This is a genomic window from Enterobacter pseudoroggenkampii, from assembly GCF_026420145.1.
Taxonomy (GTDB): Bacteria; Pseudomonadota; Gammaproteobacteria; order Enterobacterales; family Enterobacteriaceae; genus Enterobacter; species Enterobacter pseudoroggenkampii.
This window is the reverse complement of record NZ_JAPMLV010000006.1, coordinates 139,660-158,284: the sequence shown is the minus strand read 5'-3', so window position 1 is coordinate 158,284 and position 18,625 is coordinate 139,660. Positions and strand designations below refer to the sequence as shown.

Here is an 18,625-nt window from a genome sequence, read left to right as displayed (position 1 = left end):
CCTTACTGCGCCTGCACGCGCAGCTCTGCTGCGCTACGACTACGGTGACCCAACAGGGCTTTAACATCGCTGGACTTCGGCTTAACCAGCGCGAATTTCGCAGAGAACGCCGGCCAGTTCGCCAGGATCTCTTCGCCGCGCGAAGAACCGGTATGCTGCACGTGTTCGGTGATCAAACCGCGCAGGTGTTCTTCGTGGATAGCCAGCGTATCAACGTCCAGCACTTCCACCAGCTCCGGGTTCACGCGTTTGCGGAACTCACCGTCTTCATCCAGGACGTAGGCAAAACCACCCGTCATGCCCGCGCCAAAGTTCACGCCGGTTTTACCCAGAACGCAAACAATCCCGCCCGTCATGTATTCACAACCGTTATCGCCAATGCCTTCCACCACGGTGATGGCACCGGAGTTACGCACCGCAAAACGCTCGCCCGCACGGCCTGCTGCGAACAGACGACCGCCGGTCGCGCCGTACAGGCAGGTGTTACCGATGATGCTGGCTTCATGGCTGCGGAAGGCTGAACCGACCGGAGGACGCACCGCCAGCAGACCGCCCGCCATGCCTTTGCCGACGTAGTCGTTGGCATCGCCGGTCAGGTAAAGCTCAACGCCGCCTGCGTTCCACACGCCGAAGCTCTGACCCGCGGTACCGCTGAAGTGCGCGGTAATCGGATCCGCCGCCAGCCCCTGGTCACCGTGCGTTTGCGCGATATAACCGGAAAGGGAGGCGCCCACGGAGCGGTCGGTGTTGCGGATATCAAACCAGAACGTTTTGCTCTGCTTGTCGTCCACGTACGGCTTCGCCTGCTGCAGCAGCTGTGCGTTCAGCACGCCGTTATCGAACGGCGGGTTGTTCTCGGTGCAGTAGACCGCTTTGCCCGGGTGCGGCTGCGCGGTTTCCAGCAGCTTAGACAGCTCCAGCTTCTGCTGCTTCGCCGTGAAGCCTTCCAGCTCTTTCAGCAGGTCGGTTCGGCCAATCAGGTCTACCAGACGCTTCACGCCCAGCTGCGCCATCAGCTCGCGGGTTTCGCGGGCGATGAACTCAAAGTAGTTGGTCACTTTGAACGGCAGGCCGTGATAGTGGTTCTTACGCAGCTTCTCGTCCTGGGTTGCAACGCCGGTTGCGCAGTTGTTCAGGTGGCAAATACGCAGGTATTTACAGCCCAGCGCGACCATTGGACCGGTACCGAAACCGAAGCTTTCCGCACCGAGGATCGCCGCCTTGATGATGTCGAGGCCGGTTTTCAGACCGCCGTCCACCTGCAGACGGATCTTATGACGCAGACCGTTAGCCACCAGCGCCTGCTGGGTTTCCACCAGGCCAAGCTCCCACGGACAGCCCGCATATTTCACGGAGGAGAGCGGGCTTGCACCGGTACCACCGTCATAACCGGCGATGGTGATGAGGTCCGCATAGGCCTTCGCCACGCCGGTCGCGATGGTGCCGACGCCCGGTTCGGAAACCAGCTTCACGGAGATCATCGCCTTCGGGTTGACCTGCTTCAGGTCGAAAATCAGCTGCGCTAAGTCCTCGATAGAGTAGATATCGTGGTGCGGCGGCGGGGAGATCAGCGTCACGCCCGGCACGGAATAGCGCAGTTTGGCGATGTACGGGGTAACTTTATCACCCGGCAGCTGGCCGCCTTCGCCCGGTTTCGCACCCTGAGCGACCTTAATCTGAATCACGTCGGCGTTGACCAGGTACGCTGGCGTTACGCCAAAGCGACCGGATGCCACCTGCTTGATGCGGGACACCTTGTTGGTACCGTAACGGGCCGGATCTTCACCGCCTTCGCCGGAGTTAGAGTTGCCGCCGATGCTGTTCATGGCTTCCGCCAGCGCTTCGTGGGCTTCCGGGCTCAGCGCGCCGATGGACATCGCCGCGGTGTCGAAGCGTTTGAACAGCTCGGATGCCGGCTCAACCTCGTCAATGCTGACCGCTTCATCACCCGGGTTCAGGGCAATGAGGTCGCGCAGCGTTGCCGCCGGACGGTTGTTCACCAGCTCAGCGTACTGCTGATAATCACGGTATTCGCCGCTCTGAACCGCCTGCTGCAGCGTACGCACCACGTCCGGGTTGTAGGCGTGGTATTCGCCGCCGTGAACGTATTTCAGCAGACCGCCCTGATCCAGCGGCTTACGTGCCAGCCAGGCGCGTTTGGACAGGTTCACCAGATCCTGCTGGAAGTCAGCAAAACCGGCGCCGCCGATGCGGCTGACCACGCCCTGGAAGCAGAGGTTGGCGACCTCGTCATGCAGGCCGACCGCTTCAAACAGCTTCGAGCAGCGGTAGGAGGCAATGGTCGAGATGCCCATTTTGGACATGATCTTGTACAGACCTTTGTTGATGCCGTTACGGTAGTTCAGCATCACCGCGCGGTAATCTTTGTCGATCGCGCGGGTATCCACCAGACGGGCCAGCGTTTCGTAGGCCAGGTACGGGTAGATCGCCGTCGCACCGAAGCCTAACAGCACGGCAAAGTGGTGCGGGTCGCGGGCGCTGGCGGTTTCCACAATGATGTTGGCGTCGCATCGCAGGCTCTTATCGACCAGACGCGTCTGGATAGCGCCCACCGCCATCGGGGCCGGTACCGGCAGACGGTTTTTCGCGATGTTGCGGTCGGACAGCACCAGCAGAACGGTACCGTTACGCACCATCTGTTCGGCTTTGTCACACAGCGCATTCACCGTCTCTTCGAGGCTCGCTTCGTTCACGTCGAAGGTAATATCGAGCGTGTCGGCGCGGTAGTGCTCCTCTTTCATGGTGGTAAGCTGTTTGAAATCGGAGTACAGCAGGATCGGCGATTTAAAGGTCAGGCGGTGTGCCTGGCCTTCGGCCTCGCAGAAGACGTTCATCTCGCGACCGATGCTGGTGGCCAGCGACATCACGTGCGCTTCACGCAGCGGGTCGATCGGCGGGTTGGTGACCTGCGCGAACTGCTGACGGAAGTAATCGTAAATGATGCGCGGCTGGCTGGAGAGCACGGCAAACGGGGTATCGTCACCCATCGAGCCGACCGCTTCCTGGCCGTTCTCACCGAGCACGCGGATGACGGAGTCCAGCTCTTCTGCGCTGTAGTTAAACTGCTTCTGATAGCTTGCGAGGGTATCGTCGTCCAGCTCGCGGCTGCCCACTTCTTCGTCCGACAGATCTTCGAACGGCACCAGACGACGCACGTTCTTCTCCATCCACTCTTTGTACGGATGGCGGCTTTTCAGATCGTTGTCGGTTTCGGCGGAGTGCAGGATGCGCCCACCGCGGGTGTCGATTACCATCAGCTCGCCCGGACCGACGCGGCCTTTCTCGACCACTTCGTCAGGCTGGTAATCCCAGATACCGACTTCAGAGGCGCAGGTGATGAGCTTGTCTTTGGTGATGACGTAGCGCGCCGGACGCAGACCGTTACGGTCCAGGTTACAGGCGGCAAAACGGCCGTCGGACATGACGATGCCCGCCGGGCCGTCCCACGGCTCCATGTGCATGGAGTTGAAGTCGAAGAACGCGCGCAGCTCAGGATCCATATCCGGGTTGTTCTGCCAGGCCGGTGGCACGAGCAGACGCATGGCGCGCACGATATCCATCCCGCCCGCCAGCAGCAGTTCCAGCATGTTATCCATCGAGCTGGAGTCAGAGCCGGTTTCGTTCACGAACGGTGCGGCATCGTGCAGATCGGGGATCAGTGGCGTCTGGAACTTATAGGTACGGGCGCGGGCCCACTGGCGGTTACCGGTGATGGTGTTGATCTCGCCGTTGTGCGCCAGGTAGCGGAACGGCTGAGCCAGCGGCCAGCGTGGAACGGTGTTGGTGGAGAAGCGCTGGTGGAACAGGCAAATGGCCGATTCCAGACGCAGGTCCGCCAGGTCCAGGTAGAAGCGCGGCAGGTCAGCCGGCATACACAGACCTTTATAGATGTTCACCAGGTTAGAGAGGCTACAGACGTAGAACTCTTTATCGTCCTGGAGACGTTTTTCAATACGGCGGCGGGCAATAAACAGACGGCGTTCCATATCACGCGGACGCCAGCCCGCAGGCGCGTTGACGAAAATCTGTTCAATACGAGGCAGCGAGGAGAGGGCGATTTCACCGAGTACCCCTTCGTTGGTTGGCACATTGCGCCAGCCGACAATCGACAGGGTTTCACGCTGAAGTTCTTCTTCGACGATGCGGCGTGAGGCGGCAGCCTTTTCAGGATCCTGATTCAGGAACAGCATGCCGACAGCGTAGTTTTTGGCTAAACGCCAGCCGCGCTCTTCCGCCACGATGCGGAAGAAACGATCCGGTTTTTGTAGCAGCAGGCCGCAACCGTCGCCGGTTTTACCATCGGCAAGGATGGCGCCACGGTGCTGCATACGGGCCAGTGCGTGAATAGCAGTACGCACTACCTTGTGGCTAGGTTCGCCTTCTATGTGGGCGATCAGGCCGAAACCACAGTTATCCTTCTCAAGGGATTTATCGTACAACATATCAGTGAACCTCCCCAGGCTCGTCGGGCTTCCCACTGAACTTTACCGTGGCGCACAGGCACAGAAAGAGCATGGCGACGGGGTTTGCGTTTCATACGCGGACCTCGCATTCGCCCTCTTTTTCATCCTTTCGCGCAGGTAAACAAGTTTGAGGACTTGCTTCAGAGGGAATCTCAATTACTGCATAAATATGATGAGCAGGCCGCTCATCCAGAAAGCTTCCAGCGGATTTCCAACTTATCGGGAATTGGTACACAGGTCAAATGGCATTCTTATTTATACAAAAATGTGCTAAAGAGAGTTTATCTAATTGTAATTAAACGATATTTAACTATATTTACATTGATTATATGCCCTGACAGGACGTAGCGGAGTGTGATCTGACTCACTATATGTAAGCGGTATTATCAATGTAGCGTGCTGAATAGCGGTTTTATAGCAGAATAATAATCTGGCATTGTCTTCAAACCCGCATAAAGTCACTGTTTTTCAGTGATGGCGCTATAAATGAAAAAAACAATCAGAACATAAGGAAAAGTAATCACGAGTAGCGTGAATGAAATTGCAGTAATCCTGAGTATTTATTCATATAGATAAAGGCCATCCAGGGCGATTGATCCAGGTCATCGCCGACAGAGGCTAAAAGTGGCAGGCTTGTCCCCTTTCTTCGGGACGGTCTATCAGATTATGCAGTTACAGAAATTAGTCAATATGTTTGGTGGGGATCTTTTGCAGCGGTACGGGCAAAAGGTTCACAAGCTGACGCTGCACGGCGGGTTTAGCTGCCCGAATCGTGATGGCACCATCGGGCGCGGCGGCTGCACCTTCTGTAACGTTGCGTCCTTTGCTGACGAAGCCCAGCAGCATAAATCTATCGCGGAACAGCTTGCCCATCAGGCCAGCCTGGTGAACCGCGCGAAGCAATATCTGGCCTATTTCCAGGCCTACACCAGCACGTGGGCGGAGGTGCAGGTGCTGCGCTCTATGTATCAGCAGGCCGTCAGCCAGGCTAACATCGTTGGGCTGTGCGTGGGCACGCGCCCGGACTGCGTGCCGGACGCGGTGCTGGACCTGCTCAGCGAGTACAAAGAACAAGGCTACGAGATCTGGCTGGAGCTGGGCCTGCAAACCGCGCACGACAAAACCCTGCACCGTATTAACCGTGGCCATGATTTCGCCTGCTACCAGCGCACCACGCGCCTGGCCCGTGAGCGCGGGCTGAAGGTCTGTTCGCACCTGATTGTTGGGTTACCCGGTGAAGGTCAACAGCATGGTCTTGAAACGCTGGAAAAGGTGGTTGAGACCGGCGTGGACGGCATTAAGCTGCACCCGCTGCATATCGTGAAGGGAAGCATTATGGCGAAAGCCTGGGAAGCGGGGCGGTTAAACTGTATTGCGCTTGAGGACTATTCAGTGACGGCGGGGGAGATGATTCGCCACACGCCGCCGGAAATCGTCTACCACCGCATCTCCGCCAGCGCCCGCCGTCCAACGCTTCTGGCACCGCTATGGTGTGAAAACCGCTGGACGGGGATGGTGGAAATCGACCGCTATCTGCAGGAGCACGGTGTGCAGGGTTCGGCGCTGGGCCGCCCGTGGGTTCCCCGTCTACCGGCGACGGCCGCCTAACAGACTCCCCAGCATGCCGCGCACGATCTGATTGGTGACCTGTCGCGCCGCGCTTTTCGCCATGGTCTGTACCACGCCGTCGCGCTTGCCGCCGCGCGGCCCGGTGCTGCCGAACAGAATGTCTTTGAGCCCACCGAGAATGCCGTCATCCACGGCGACTGATTGCCCTTTAGCGGCAGGTGCATCCTGCGATTCCGTTGTCGCCTGGACCCCTTTTTGCAGCATCTCGAACGCGGACTCGCGATCCACCTCGTCTTCGTATTTCCCGTAAACCGGAGAGTGGTTAATCAGGCCGTTGCGCTCATCGTCGGTCACCGGCCCCATGCGCGAGCAGGGGGCAATCACCATGGCGCGTTCCACCACGGACGGGCTGCCCTTCGGATCGAGGAACGAGATCAGCGCTTCACCGGTGCCTAACGCCTGAATCGCCGCTTCGGTATCAAAGGCCGGATTGGCGCGCATGGTTTGCGCGGCGGCTTTCACCGCTTTCTGATCTTTCGGCGTAAAGGCGCGCAGGGCATGCTGCACGCGGTTGCCGAGCTGCCCGAGCACGTTGTCGGGGATATCCGACGGGTTTTGCGAGACAAACCAGACGCCGACGCCTTTGGAGCGGATCAGGCGGATAACCTGTTCGATCTTATCCAGCAGTACCTGAGGTGCATCGTTAAACAGCAGATGCGCTTCGTCAAAGAAGAACACCAGCTTCGGTTTTTCCAGATCGCCTGCTTCGGGTAATTGTTCATAGAGTTCGGAGAGCATCCACAGCAGGCTGGCGGCGTAGAGTTTCGGCATCTGGTAGAGCTTCTCTGAGCTCAGGATGTTAATAATACCTTTGCCACTGCTGTCGGTGCGCATCCAGTCTTTGATATCCAGCATGGGTTCACCGAAGAAATGTTCAGCGCCCTGTTGCTCAAGCGTCAGTAGCCCACGCTGAATGGCGCCCACCGAGGCGCTGCTGATGTTGCCGTACTGGTTCTGGAAGGATTTGGCGTTATCGCCGATGTACTGCGTAATGGCGCGCAGATCTTTGAAATCAAGCAGCAGCAGCCCCTGATCGTCGGCAATGCGGAAGATAATATTCAGCACGCCGGACTGCACGTCGTTGAGGTTAAGCAGACGGGCCAGCAGCAGCGGGCCAAGATCGGAGACGGTGGCGCGCACCGGATGGCCTTTCTCACCAAAAATATCCCACACCACCACCGGATTGTTATGCGGCGTCCAGTCCGTGATGCCAATATTTTTCAGCCGTTCGAGCAGTTTTTCAGAGGCCGCTCCTTCCTGAGCCACACCGGTTAAATCGCCTTTTACGTCAGCCATAAAGACCGGTACGCCAATCTCCGAAAGCGACTCCGCCAGCTTTTGCAGGGTGACGGTTTTCCCCGTCCCGGTCGCGCCGGTGATCAGACCGTGGCGGTTCGCCATCGCGGGCAGTAAATAGAGCTCTTTTTCCAGAGTCCGGGCAATTAACAATGGTGTACTCATGATGCGCTTCCTCTCTTAGTCCTGGGTGGAGTATAGGCAACCTGATAGCAATTTGGTTGAGTAAATTCCTGACTTTGCGGCGCATTATCCAGCGCGGACTATGCTTTTGCATACGGTTCACAAAATAGTGGGAAACTATGTCCAGATTCTTCTTTAACGATCGCAAACAGCTGGTCAACGATGCCATTGAAGGCATACTGCTTTCTGCGCCACATGCCAATCTCGTCAAGCTTGATATCGATCCGGCCATCAGGATCGTCGCACGCGGTGACTGGGACAAAAGCCGCGTGGCGGTGATCTCCGGCGGCGGCTCAGGCCACGAACCCGCACACGCCGGGTTTGTCGGCAAAGGGATGCTGACGGCGGCAGTGTGCGGCGATCTGTTTGCCTCGCCGAGCGTGGATGCGGTGCTGAATGCCATTGTGGCGGTCACGGGCGATCGCGGCTGTCTGCTGATCGTCAAAAACTACACCGGCGACCGCCTGAACTTTGGTCTGGCGGCCGAAAAGGCCAAGCGCTATGGCCTGAAGGTGGAGATGGTGATTGTGGCAGACGATATCGCGCTGCCGGATAACAAGCAGCCGCGCGGTATTGCCGGTACGGCACTGGTGCACAAGATTGCGGGCTATGCGGCGGAGCAGGGGAAATCGCTGAGCGAGGTGCGGGATATTGCGCAACAGGCCTGCGATAACCTCTGGAGCCTGGGCGTTGCGATGCAAACCTGTAATCTGCCGGGCAGCGACGATGAAGAGGGGCGCATTAAGCAAGGCCACGTCGAGCTGGGTCTGGGCATTCACGGCGAGCCCGGCGCTTCCGTCGTAGATACGCAGAACAGCAAAGCGATTATCGACACGCTGGTGACGCCGCTACGCGCGCAGGCGGGAGAGGGGCGCTTTGCGGTATTGATTAACAATCTTGGCGGCGTATCGGCGCTGGAGATGGCGCTGCTGACCAAAGAGCTGGCGCATTCGGCGCTGAAAGAGGAGATCGCGTATCTGATAGGCCCCGCGCCGCTGGTGAGCGCGCTGGATATGAAAGGCTTTTCTCTGACGCTGCTGAAGCTTAACGATTTCTTCGAAAAGGCGATTCACGCCGAGGTTGAAACGCTGGGCTGGCAGAAGCCCGTGGCGTTTGCGCCGCTGCGCACCGTGGCGCATAGCGCTATTCACGATCGCGTGGAATACACCCCGTCTGACAATCCGCAGGTGGGTGAGTATGTCTCCTCGGTAACGAGGACGCTGATCCAACTCGAAAACCGTCTGAACGCGCTGGATGCCAAAGTGGGCGATGGCGATACCGGCTCCACCTTTGCGCAAGGGGCGCGGGATATTGCGCAGCGCCTGGAGGAGAACACGCTCCCGCTTAAAGACGTGTCTAAGCTGCTGCTGCTGGTTGGCGAGCGGCTGGCTACGGTGATGGGCGGGTCGAGCGGGGTGCTGATGTCGATCTTCTTTACCGCGGCCGGGCAAAAGCTGCATGACGGACACGCCCTGCCGGATGCACTGTTGAGCGGACTGGCGCAGATGAAGCAGTACGGCGGAGCGGATCTTGGCGATCGCACGCTGATCGATGCGCTGCAACCGGCGCTGGAGGCGTTACAGAAAGGCAATATTCAGGCGGCAGCGCAGGCCGCGCAGCAGGGCGCAGAAGCAACGTCGAAAATGGCGAAAGCCGGCGCGGGACGCTCGTCATATGTCAATAAAGAGAACCTGGATGGGGTGATGGATCCGGGAGCGGTCGCGGTAGCGGAAGTATTTAACGTATTGGCGCAGCAGTGAAAGTAGGCCGGGTAAGGCGAAGCCATTACCCGGCACTATCACATCAGAAATCTGCTTTCAACACCACGCGGTAACGGGCTTTGCCGTCGCGCACGTGCTGGATCGCTTCGTTGATTTTCGACATCGGATACAGTTCGGTGGTCGGCGCCACTTTGGTGCGTCCGGCGAATTTCATCAGTTTGCGCAACTCGTACGGCGTACCGGTCGCGGAGCCTGACACGCTGCGATCCCCACCGATCAGGGTAAACGCCGGAACCGGCAGCGGCTTCATGACGGCACCCACGGTGTGGAAGTTACCGCCGTAGGCCAGCGCTTCAAAGTACGGCTGCCAGTTGAGATCGACGTTGACGGTGTTGATGATCAGGTCAAACTGACCCGCCAGCGCGTTCAGGGCATCGGGATCGCGGCTGTTCACGACTTTATCCGCACCCATCGCCAGCACTTCTTTCTCTTTCGCCGGGTTCGAACTGAACGCCGTGACTTCGCAGCCCATCGCGTGCAGCAGCTTGATGGCGATATGCCCAAGGCCACCGATACCGATGACGCCCACGCGGCTGGTGGCGGTGATATGGTGCATCAGCAGGGGTTTGAAGACGGTGATACCGCCGCACAGCAGCGGACCGGCGGATTCGATATCAATGCTGTCCGGCAGCGGGATGACCCATTGCCAGTCGGCGCGCAGCTTGTCGGCGAAACCGCCTTTGTTCAGAATGGTGGGAACGGCGCCTTCGAGGCAGTTGATCTGATTACCGCTGATACAGGCATCGCAGTGGCCACAGCTGCGTGCCGTCCAGCCAATGCCCACGCGCTGGCCCACTTTCAGCCCTTTGTCCTGCGCGGCGCTACCGAGCGCGACAACGCGGCCAATGACCTCGTGCCCGGCAATCAGTGGATAGCTTGAAAAGCCCCATTCGTTGTCGATCATCGAGAGATCCGAGTGGCAGATCCCGCAGTAATCAACCTGTACTTCGACGTCTTCTGCTTTTAGTTCGCCCGCGTCGTACTCGTACAGCTCAAGTTCTGCACCCGCCTGCGGAGCGGCGTAGCTTTTTATCTTTGACATCGTGTTTCCCCCGTTGTGGTGTGAACTGAGAGTGTAGAGTATTCAGTTCAGCGCCGCTTAACAGAAGGGGGCAGCAAAGATATTTACAGACTTTTCAGCATCCTGACTTCGCAATCAACATGGCCGGTACAGCCCAGCGGCGCATCGATATGCTCAAAGCCCAGATGTTCATACAGGCCGATGGCCTCTTTGAGGAAGGCAGTCGTTTCCAGGTAGCAGCGGGTAAAGCCCTGCTTGCGCGCGTGGTCCAGCGCCATCAGCGCCAGCTTTTTTGCCAGTCCTTGTCCGCGCGCCGCTGGCAGGAAATACATTTTCTGCAGTTCGCAGATGTCCGGCTCGCTGCAGCTGAGGGGCGCCACGCCGCCGCCACCCACCACCTGGCCATTCTGCTCGATTACCCAGTAGGCATGCCCTGGCTGGCTGTAGAGCTGGAAAAGCGCGTCCAGGTTCGGGTCTGCAACCGTGTAGCCTTTGTCAGCCGTCAGGCCATATTCGGCAGAAACGGTGCGGATAACGGCGGCGATAGCCGGATTATCCTGCTCAGTGATCCGACGCATCGTCGTCGCGACGGGGGTAATCACGCTCATAGCATTACTCATTACAAAAATTGACACATAACTGCTGTTAATAGCACCGCAGAAGGGGGAGTGCAAGCGAGGAGTTTTCAGGAAGGTTACCCCTTACGCCCTGAAGCGTAAGGGGTAAAAGCATTACAGCGCGGCGATAACCGCCTGCTGCTCAATCAGCTTGGTCTTCGCATCGGCGAAGGCAACCAGACGCTCACGCTCTTTCGCGATGACCGCTTCCGGCGCGCGGGCGACAAAGCCTTCGTTCGCCAGCTTGCCTTCGATTTTGCCAATTTCCACGTCGACTTTCGCCACTTCTTTCGCCAGACGAGCCAGCTCAGCGTCTTTGTCGATCAGACCTGCCATTGGGATCAGCAGCTCGGCGCCGTCGATGATTTTGGTCACGGAAACCGGACCTTTGTCATCCGCAGGCAGCACGGTGATGCTTTCCAGACGCGCCATGGTCTTGAGGAAGGTGTTATTCTCGGTGACACGGCGAACAGCCGCTTCGCTGCAGCCGCGCAGCAGCAGTTCCAGCGGTTTGCCAGGGGCGATGTTCATTTCAGCACGAATGTTACGCACCGCCACGATCGCCTGTTTCAGCCACTCGGTATCCGCCGACGCCGCTTCATCAACCTTAGCCGCATCGAATTCCGGGAACGGCTGCAGCATGATGGTGTCAGCGTTGATGCCTGCAATCACCTTCACGCGCTGCCAGATGGTTTCGGTGATAAATGGAATGACCGGATGCGCCAGGCGCAGCAGACCTTCCAGAACGGTAATCAGCGTGTTGCGCGTGCCGCGCAGCTCCGCCTCAGTACCGCCGTTCATCACCGGCTTCGCCAGCTCCAGATACCAGTCGCAGAACTGGTTCCAGGTGAATTCATACAGGATGCCCGCCGCGATATCGAAGCGGTAGCTGTCCAGCGCCTCGCGGAACGCTTTCACCGTCTGGTTGAATTCCGCCAGGATCCAGCGGTCCGCCAGAGATAGGGTCATTTCGCCGCCGTTGAAGCCGCAATCCTGATCTTCGGTGTTCATCAGCACGAAGCGGCTGGCGTTCCACAACTTGTTACAGAAGTTACGGTAACCTTCCAGACGCTTCATGTCCCAGTTGATGTCACGGCCGGTAGAGGCCAGTGCCGCCAGGGTGAAGCGCAGGGCGTCGGTACCGTGAGACTCGATCCCGTTCGGGAACTGCTTCTCGGTGCGCTTGCGGATTTTCTCCGCCAGCTGCGGCTGCATCATGTTTCCGGTACGTTTTTCCAGCAGCTCTTCCAGAGAGATACCGTCAACCATGTCCAGCGGGTCGATAACGTTACCCTTGGACTTGGACATCTTCTGGCCTTCGTCGTCGCGGATCAGACCGGTCATGTAGACGGTATGGAACGGAACCTGCGGCTTGCCGTCTTCGTCTTTGATGAAGTGCATGGTCATCATGATCATGCGGGCAATCCAGAAGAAGATAATGTCGAAGCCGGACACCATGACGCTGGTCGGGTGGAACTGACGCAGCGCGTCGGTGTTTTCTGGCCAGCCGAGGGTGGAGAAGGTCCACAGCGCGGAGGAGAACCAGGTATCCAGCACGTCTTCGTCCTGACGCAGCGCAACGTCCGCGCTCAGGTTGTTTTCCTGACGCACTTCGTCTTCGGTGCGGCCAACGTAGACGTTGCCGTCGTTGTCGTACCACGCCGGAATACGGTGACCCCACCACAGCTGGCGGGAGATACACCAGTCCTGAATGTCACGCATCCAGGAGAAGTACATGTTTTCGTACTGCTTCGGCACGAACTGAATGCTGCCGTTCTCAACCGCTTCAACAGCCGGTTTCGCCAGCACGTCGGCACGCACGTACCATTGGTCGGTCAGCATTGGCTCGATAACCACGCCGCCACGGTCGCCGTACGGCACGGTCAGATCGTGAGGTTTAATTTCTTCCAGCAGGCCGAGTGCGTCGACGGCAGCCACGATCGCTTTACGCGCGGCAAAGCGTTCCAGCTTCTGGAACTCCGCCGGGATGTCGCTGGAGTAAACGTCAGACTCTTCGCCTTTGGTGTCGTAAACTTCTGCGCTTTCACGGATATCACCGTCAAAGGTCAGGATGTTGATCATCGGCAGGGCGTGACGACGACCGACTTCATAGTCGTTAAAGTCATGCGCAGGGGTGATTTTTACGCAGCCGGTGCCTTTTTCCATGTCGGCGTGTTCGTCGCCCACAATCGGAATACGGCGGTTTACCAGCGGCAGCACCACGAATTTGCCGATCAGATCTTTATAACGTGGATCTTCCGGGTTAACGGCCACGCCGGTATCGCCCAGCAGGGTTTCCGGACGGGTGGTTGCGACCACCAGGTAATCTTTACCGTCGGCGGTTTTTGCGCCATCGGCCAGCGGATAGCGGATGTGCCACATGGAGCCTTTAGACTCGCGGTTTTCCACTTCCAGGTCAGAGATGGCGGTGCGCAGTTTCGGATCCCAGTTTACCAGGCGCTTGCCGCGGTAAATCAGATCTTCTTTATACAGGCGCACGAAGACTTCTTTCACGGCGTTGGACAGGCCTTCGTCCATGGTGAAGCGCTCGCGCTCCCAGTCCACGGAGTTGCCGAGACGGCGCATCTGACGAGTAATGGTGCCGCCGGATTCCGCTTTCCACTGCCAGATTTTGTCGATGAACGCGTCGCGACCGTAGTCGTGGCGGGTTTTTCCTTCTTCAGCGGCAATTTTACGCTCAACCACCATCTGGGTCGCGATACCCGCGTGGTCAGTCCCCGCCTGCCACAGGGTGTTTTTACCCTGCATGCGCTGGTAGCGGATCATGGTATCCATGATGGTCTGCTGGAAAGCATGACCCATATGCAAACTGCCGGTGACGTTCGGCGGCGGGATCATGATGCAGAAGGACTCTTTGCTTTCGTCGCCGTTAGGCTTGAAATAGCCCTGCTGTTCCCAGTGCTCGTAAAGCGGCTGTTCGATATCGCGTGGGTTATATGTCTTTTCCATTATTTCCAGGTTGCCGTATTCAGGTTAAAACCAGCCAGGCGGTACGCTTTATAGCGTTCGCGCGCCAGTTGTTTCAAAGATTCTTCGTAAGGGACAAAGTCTACCACTTCTGTGAAAGCGGTGGCAAAATCTGCAAAATCTATCCGCAGGCTAATCAGAATATCGCGCGCGCTGCTGTTGCGCTTTTGCGGCCAGGCAATTTCAACCGGTGCTCCACCGCGCGGGCCTTCGCCCGACAGGTTATGCGGGACAAAGCTCTCCGGCGGACGCGCCCACAGCGCCTCATCAAGGCGAATGGCCTGCTGTTCATCTTCACAGGCAATCAGAACGCGTTTACCTGCGCGCCAACGTTCTGCGGCAATTTCACACACCAGCTGTTCGACGGCGCTGAGGCCATCCTGATGGGTGTCGTTGTCCAGAAGGTAGAACGTTGCATTCTTCATATATGGGGCTTCTTGTCGTGGATTTAAATGCAAAGCCGGGTGGCGCTACGCTTACCCGGCCTACGGTTGAGTGACGCTGTAGGCCGGGTAAGGCGAAGCCGCCACCCGGCGTTTTACATCACTCGTCGCCGTTAAAACCCGCACGATTGAGCAGGAACTGCGACAGCAGCGCCACTGGACGACCGGTTGCGCCTTTGGCTTTGCCGGAGCGCCATGCGGTGCCCGCGATATCCAGGTGCGCCCAGTTGTACTTGCGGGTGAAGCGTGCCAGGAAGCAGCCCGCGGTGATCGCCCCGCCAGGACGTCCACCGATGTTTGCCATATCCGCGAAGTTAGACTCCAGCTGCTCCTGATATTCGTCACCCAACGGCAGACGCCATGCGCGGTCGCCAGCCTGTTCCGAGGCGCCGATAAGCTCGTGCGCCAGCGGATTGTGGTTCGACATCAGGCCGGTGATGTGGTGGCCCAGCGCAATCACGCAGGCACCGGTGAGGGTGGCGACGTCAATCACCGCTTCAGGCTCGAAGCGTTCCACATAGGTCAGAACGTCACACAGCACCAGACGGCCTTCGGCGTCGGTGTTCAGCACTTCAACGGTCTGGCCGGACATGGTGGTCAGCACGTCACCCGGACGATAAGCACGCCCGCCAGGCATGTTTTCGCAGCCCGCCAGTACGCCGATAACGTTAATCGGCAGCTGAAGTTCAGCGACCATGCGCATCACGCCGTAAACCGCCGCCGCGCCGCACATGTCGTATTTCATCTCGTCCATGCCTTCGGCAGGCTTGATGGAGATACCGCCGGAATCGAAGGTCAGGCCTTTACCGACCAGCACGACAGGGCGCGCGTCTTCGGCCGGGTTGCCCTTGTACTCGATGACGGACATCAGGGATTCATTCTGCGAGCCGTTACCGACCGCCAGGTAAGAGTGCATCCCCAGCTCTTTCATCTGCTGTTCGCCGATGACGCGGGTAATGACGTTTTTGCTGTAGGCGTCGGCCAGCTGACGCGCCTGAGAGGCCAGGTACGCCGCGTTACAGATGTTAGGCGGCATGTTGCCGAGATCTTTGGCCGCTTTAATGCCGGCTGCGATCGCCAGACCGTGCTGGATCGCGCGTTCGCCGCTGGTCAGTTCGCGACGGGTTGGCACGTTAAAGACCATTTTACGCAGCGGACGACGCGGCTCGCTTTTATTGGTCTTCAGCTGATCGAAGCTGTAGAGGCTCTCTTTTGCCGTTTCGACCGCCTGACGCACTTTCCAGTAGGTGTTACGCCCTTTAACGTGCAGCTCGGTCAGGAAGCAGACGGCTTCCATTGAGCCGGTATCATTCAGCGTATTGATTGTTTTCTGAATCACCTGCTTATACTGACGTTCATCCAGCTCGCGTTCTTTGCCGCAGCCAATCAGCAGAATACGCTCTGACAGTACGTTCGGAACATGGTGCAGTAACAGCGTCTGCCCAGGTTTGCCTTCCAGTTCGCCACGGCGCAGCAGGGCGCTAATATAGCCGTCACTGATTTTATCGAGTTGCTCGGCGATCGGGGAGAGTCGGCGTGGTTCAAAGACGCCCACAACGATGCAGGCACTCCGCTGTTTCTCCGGGCTACCGCTTTTTACACTGAACTCCATGCACTACGCTCCTGAATCTTAAAGACAACGGCGGCTGCTACGGATAGAATTGAAACCTTTCGTAACTCATGTCCGCTGTTGTGGTGACTTCGTGTTAATCTTACGTTACTACGGTTTCGACACGTCAGAAAAAGTCCTGAAGCGTGAATCCGCTGGATGTTTTAATCTTAGCGATGATTTCGACGACTCAAGAGAATAAATGACGTTTAAGCCATGAAACAAGCGAAATTCCTGCAAAGAGACGGGTTTTTACGGGCGTATTTAAAGTGATAATCATAAGATATCTGGTGCGGGAGACGCTCAAAAGCCAACTGGCGATCCTCTTCATCCTGCTGCTGATTTTTTTCTGTCAGAAGCTGGTTAAGATCCTCGGTGCGGCCGTTGACGGCGAAATTCCAACAAATCTGGTGCTTTCCCTGCTTGGTTTAGGGATCCCGGAAATGGCGCAGCTCATCCTGCCGCTAAGTCTTTTCCTTGGCCTGCTCATGACGCTTGGGAAACTCTACACCGAGAGTGAAATCACGGTGATGCATGCCTGTGGCCTGAGCAAAGCGGTACTGGTGAAAGCGGCCATGATACTGGCGCTGTTCACGGGTATTGTTGCCGCGGTGAATGTGATGTGGGCGGGCCCCATGTCTTCCCGTCATCAGGACGAAGTGCTGGCCGAAGCGAAAGCCAACCCCGGCATGGCGGCGTTAGCCCAGGGGCAGTTCCAGCAGGCGACCGACGGCAACTCCGTGCTGTTTATTGAGAGCGTTGACGGCAGTAAATTCAACGACGTCTTCCTGGCGCAGTTACGTCCCAAAGGTAACGCGCGTCCTTCCGTGGTGGTTGCAGATTCCGGTCAGCTTGCTCAGCGCAAAGATGGTTCTCAGATCGTGACGCTGAATAAAGGCACCCGTTTCGAAGGCACCGCGATGCTGCGCGACTTCCGTATCACGGATTTCCAGAACTATCAGGCCATTATCGGCCATCAGGCGGTGGCGCTCGATCCAACGGATACCGAGCAAATGGACATGCGGACCCTCTGGAATACCGATACAGACAGAGCGCGCGCTGAGTTCCACTGGCGTATTACGCTCGTCTTCACCGTGTTTATGATGGCGCTGATTGTCGTTCCGCTGAGCGTGGTGAACCCTCGCCAGGGACGCGTGCTCTCTATGCTGCCGGCGATGCTGCTTTACCTGATCTATTTCCTGCTGCAAACCTCGATTCGTTCTAACGGCGCGAAGGGTAAGCTGGACCCTATGGTCTGGACATGGTTCGTCAACAGCCTGTACATCTTACTGGCGCTAGGGTTAAACCTGTGGGATACGGTGCCTGTGCGCCGCATACGTGCCCGATTCTCGCGTAAAGGAGCCATCTAATGCAGGCGTTTGGCGTTCTTGATCGCTATATCGGTAAAACCATTTTTACCACCATCATGATGACCTTGTTCATGCTGGTGTCGCTCTCCGGCATTATCAAATTTGTCGATCAGCTGAAAAAAGCCGGGCAGGGGAGCTATGACGCGATGGGCGCGGGGATGTATACCCTGCTCAGTGTGCCGAAAGATGTGCAGATCTTCTTCCCGATGGCGGCCCTGCTGGGCGCGCTGCTGGGGCTGGGAATGCTGGCGCAGCGTAGTGAGCTGGTCGTTATGCAGGCCTCAGGCTTTACCCGCATGCAGGTCGCGCTGTCGGTAATGAAAACCGCGATCCCACTGGTGCTGTTGACCATGGCGATCGGCGAGTGGGTCGCGCCGCAGGGCGAACAGATGGCGCGTAACTACCGTGCGCAGGCAATGTACGGTGGCTCACTGCTCTCGACTCAACAAGGTTTATGGGCGAAAGACGGTAAAAACTTCGTCTACATCGAGCGGGTAAAGGGGAATGACGAACTGGGTGGGGTGAGCATCTACGCTTTCGATGACCAGCGCCGTCTGGAGTCCGTTCGCCACGCCTCTTCGGCGAAATTTGACGCCGAACATAAGCAGTGGCGGTTATCCCAGGTTGATGAATCTAACCTGACCGATCCGAAACAGATTACGGGTTCTCAGACGGTAACCGGGACGTGGAAGACCAACCTGACGCCCGATAAGCTCGGGGTCGTGGCGCTGGATCCAGACGCGCTCTCCATCAGCGGTTTACACAACTATGTGAAATACCTGAAGTCGAGCGGGCAGGATGCGGGACGTTATCAGCTCAACATGTGGAGCAAAATCTTCCAGCCGATGTCCGTGGCGGTGATGATGCTGATGGCGCTGTCGTTTATCTTCGGCCCGTTACGCAGCGTGCCGATGGGCGTGCGCGTCGTGACCGGTATCAGTTTCGGCTTTGTGTTCTACGTGCTCGACCAGATCTTCGGTCCGCTGACGCTGGTTTATGGCATTCCGCCGATAATTGGTGCGCTGCTGCCAAGCGCCAGTTTCCTCCTGATCAGCCTCTGGCTGTTGTTGAAACGCTCCTGATTGACCTCTCCTCGCTTCCGGTTCACCGGGAGCGAGGCTAATCTCCTGTTTCACCCCGCACTTTTTCTCACAACCTTCAACGCCTCGCCCTGAATTTGAGTATTATTGAGCGATAAAGTCGT

Annotated in this window: 11 protein-coding genes; 4 read left to right on the top strand and 7 right to left on the bottom strand. The window is 57.7% G+C overall.

Features of this window, described 5'->3' with window-relative positions:
- Positions 1 to 2 precede the first annotated feature (2 nt).
- Positions 3 to 4,463 carry a glutamate synthase large subunit gene (gltB, locus tag OTG14_RS20285; RefSeq protein WP_148769729.1) on the bottom strand — a complete coding sequence of 1,487 codons (4,461 nt, stop codon included), beginning with the start codon at positions 4,461 to 4,463 and terminating at the stop codon, positions 3 to 5.
- A 687-nt stretch (positions 4,464 to 5,150) separates the two neighbouring features.
- On the opposite strand from gltB, the gene mnmL reads away from it, so the two are divergent.
- Positions 5,151 to 6,092: a tRNA modification radical SAM protein MnmL/YtqA gene (gene mnmL / locus OTG14_RS20280; RefSeq protein ID WP_267215676.1), complete on the top strand. Its 942-nt coding sequence runs from the start codon at positions 5,151 to 5,153 to the stop codon at positions 6,090 to 6,092.
- Here the strand turns inward: mnmL and OTG14_RS20275 are convergent.
- A complete protein-coding gene (locus OTG14_RS20275) occupies positions 6,072 to 7,574 on the bottom strand; it encodes a helicase HerA-like C-terminal domain-containing protein (protein ID WP_267215675.1) in 1,503 nt (500 codons plus the stop codon). The two genes, mnmL and OTG14_RS20275, sit on opposite strands and share 21 nt — an antisense overlap.
- A gap of 137 nt (positions 7,575 to 7,711) precedes the next feature.
- Here OTG14_RS20275 and OTG14_RS20270 point away from each other — a divergent pair, with 137 nt between their 5' ends.
- Entirely contained in the window at positions 7,712 to 9,352 is a 1,641-nt protein-coding gene (locus OTG14_RS20270) for a dihydroxyacetone kinase subunit DhaK (protein ID WP_267215674.1), read from the top strand.
- 43 nt (positions 9,353 to 9,395) lie between these two features.
- Here the strand turns inward: OTG14_RS20270 and ahr are convergent, their stop codons facing one another.
- The 5 genes from ahr to pepA all read right to left on the bottom strand — a co-directional run bounded on the left by ahr (position 9,396) and on the right by pepA (position 16,054).
- On the bottom strand, positions 9,396 to 10,415 hold the full coding sequence (gene ahr, locus OTG14_RS20265) for an NADPH-dependent aldehyde reductase Ahr (protein ID WP_267215673.1): 1,020 nt from the start codon (positions 10,413 to 10,415) through the stop codon (positions 9,396 to 9,398).
- Positions 10,416 to 10,498: 83 nt separating this feature from the next.
- Positions 10,499 to 11,002: a GNAT family N-acetyltransferase gene (locus OTG14_RS20260; protein WP_024906342.1), complete on the bottom strand. Its 504-nt coding sequence runs from the start codon at positions 11,000 to 11,002 to the stop codon at positions 10,499 to 10,501.
- 123 nt (positions 11,003 to 11,125) lie between these two features.
- Positions 11,126 to 13,981 carry a valine--tRNA ligase gene (locus OTG14_RS20255; RefSeq protein WP_032650401.1) on the bottom strand — a complete coding sequence of 952 codons (2,856 nt, stop codon included), beginning with the start codon at positions 13,979 to 13,981 and terminating at the stop codon, positions 11,126 to 11,128.
- The gene (gene holC, locus OTG14_RS20250; RefSeq protein WP_008502815.1) at positions 13,981 to 14,424 is read right to left on the bottom strand and encodes a DNA polymerase III subunit chi; all 444 of its coding nucleotides are present in this window, start codon (positions 14,422 to 14,424) and stop codon (positions 13,981 to 13,983) included. Before holC ends, OTG14_RS20255 begins: the two co-directional genes overlap by 1 nt.
- A 118-nt stretch (positions 14,425 to 14,542) precedes the next feature.
- Positions 14,543 to 16,054 (bottom strand): leucyl aminopeptidase, encoded by a 1,512-nt coding sequence (pepA, locus tag OTG14_RS20245; protein WP_024906344.1) that lies wholly within the window; start codon positions 16,052 to 16,054, stop codon positions 14,543 to 14,545.
- Positions 16,055 to 16,320: 266 nt separating this feature from the next.
- Here pepA and lptF point away from each other — a divergent pair, with 266 nt between their 5' ends.
- Positions 16,321 to 17,421, top strand: a complete 1,101-nt coding sequence (lptF, locus tag OTG14_RS20240) for an LPS export ABC transporter permease LptF (RefSeq protein ID WP_024906345.1) — start codon at positions 16,321 to 16,323, stop codon at positions 17,419 to 17,421.
- Positions 17,421 to 18,503 (top strand): LPS export ABC transporter permease LptG, encoded by a 1,083-nt coding sequence (gene lptG / locus OTG14_RS20235; RefSeq protein ID WP_024906346.1) that lies wholly within the window; start codon positions 17,421 to 17,423, stop codon positions 18,501 to 18,503. Before lptF ends, lptG begins: the two co-directional genes overlap by 1 nt.
- Positions 18,504 to 18,625: the final 122 nt, after the last annotated feature.

Coding starts and splice junctions, on each gene's coding strand:
- OTG14_RS20275 (WP_267215675.1), bottom strand. CDS start 7,574: ATGAGTACACCATTGTTAATTGCCCGGACTCTGGAAAAAGAGCTCTAT.
- OTG14_RS20270 (WP_267215674.1), top strand. CDS start 7,712: ATGTCCAGATTCTTCTTTAACGATCGCAAACAGCTGGTCAACGATGCC.
- mnmL (WP_267215676.1), top strand. CDS start 5,151: ATGCAGTTACAGAAATTAGTCAATATGTTTGGTGGGGATCTTTTGCAG.
- OTG14_RS20255 (WP_032650401.1), bottom strand. CDS start 13,981: ATGGAAAAGACATATAACCCACGCGATATCGAACAGCCGCTTTACGAG.
- lptG (WP_024906346.1), top strand. CDS start 17,421: ATGCAGGCGTTTGGCGTTCTTGATCGCTATATCGGTAAAACCATTTTT.
- gltB (WP_148769729.1), bottom strand. CDS start 4,463: ATGTTGTACGATAAATCCCTTGAGAAGGATAACTGTGGTTTCGGCCTG.
- pepA (WP_024906344.1), bottom strand. CDS start 16,054: ATGGAGTTCAGTGTAAAAAGCGGTAGCCCGGAGAAACAGCGGAGTGCC.
- OTG14_RS20260 (WP_024906342.1), bottom strand. CDS start 11,002: ATGAGCGTGATTACCCCCGTCGCGACGACGATGCGTCGGATCACTGAG.
- ahr (WP_267215673.1), bottom strand. CDS start 10,415: ATGTCAAAGATAAAAAGCTACGCCGCTCCGCAGGCGGGTGCAGAACTT.
- holC (WP_008502815.1), bottom strand. CDS start 14,424: ATGAAGAATGCAACGTTCTACCTTCTGGACAACGACACCCATCAGGAT.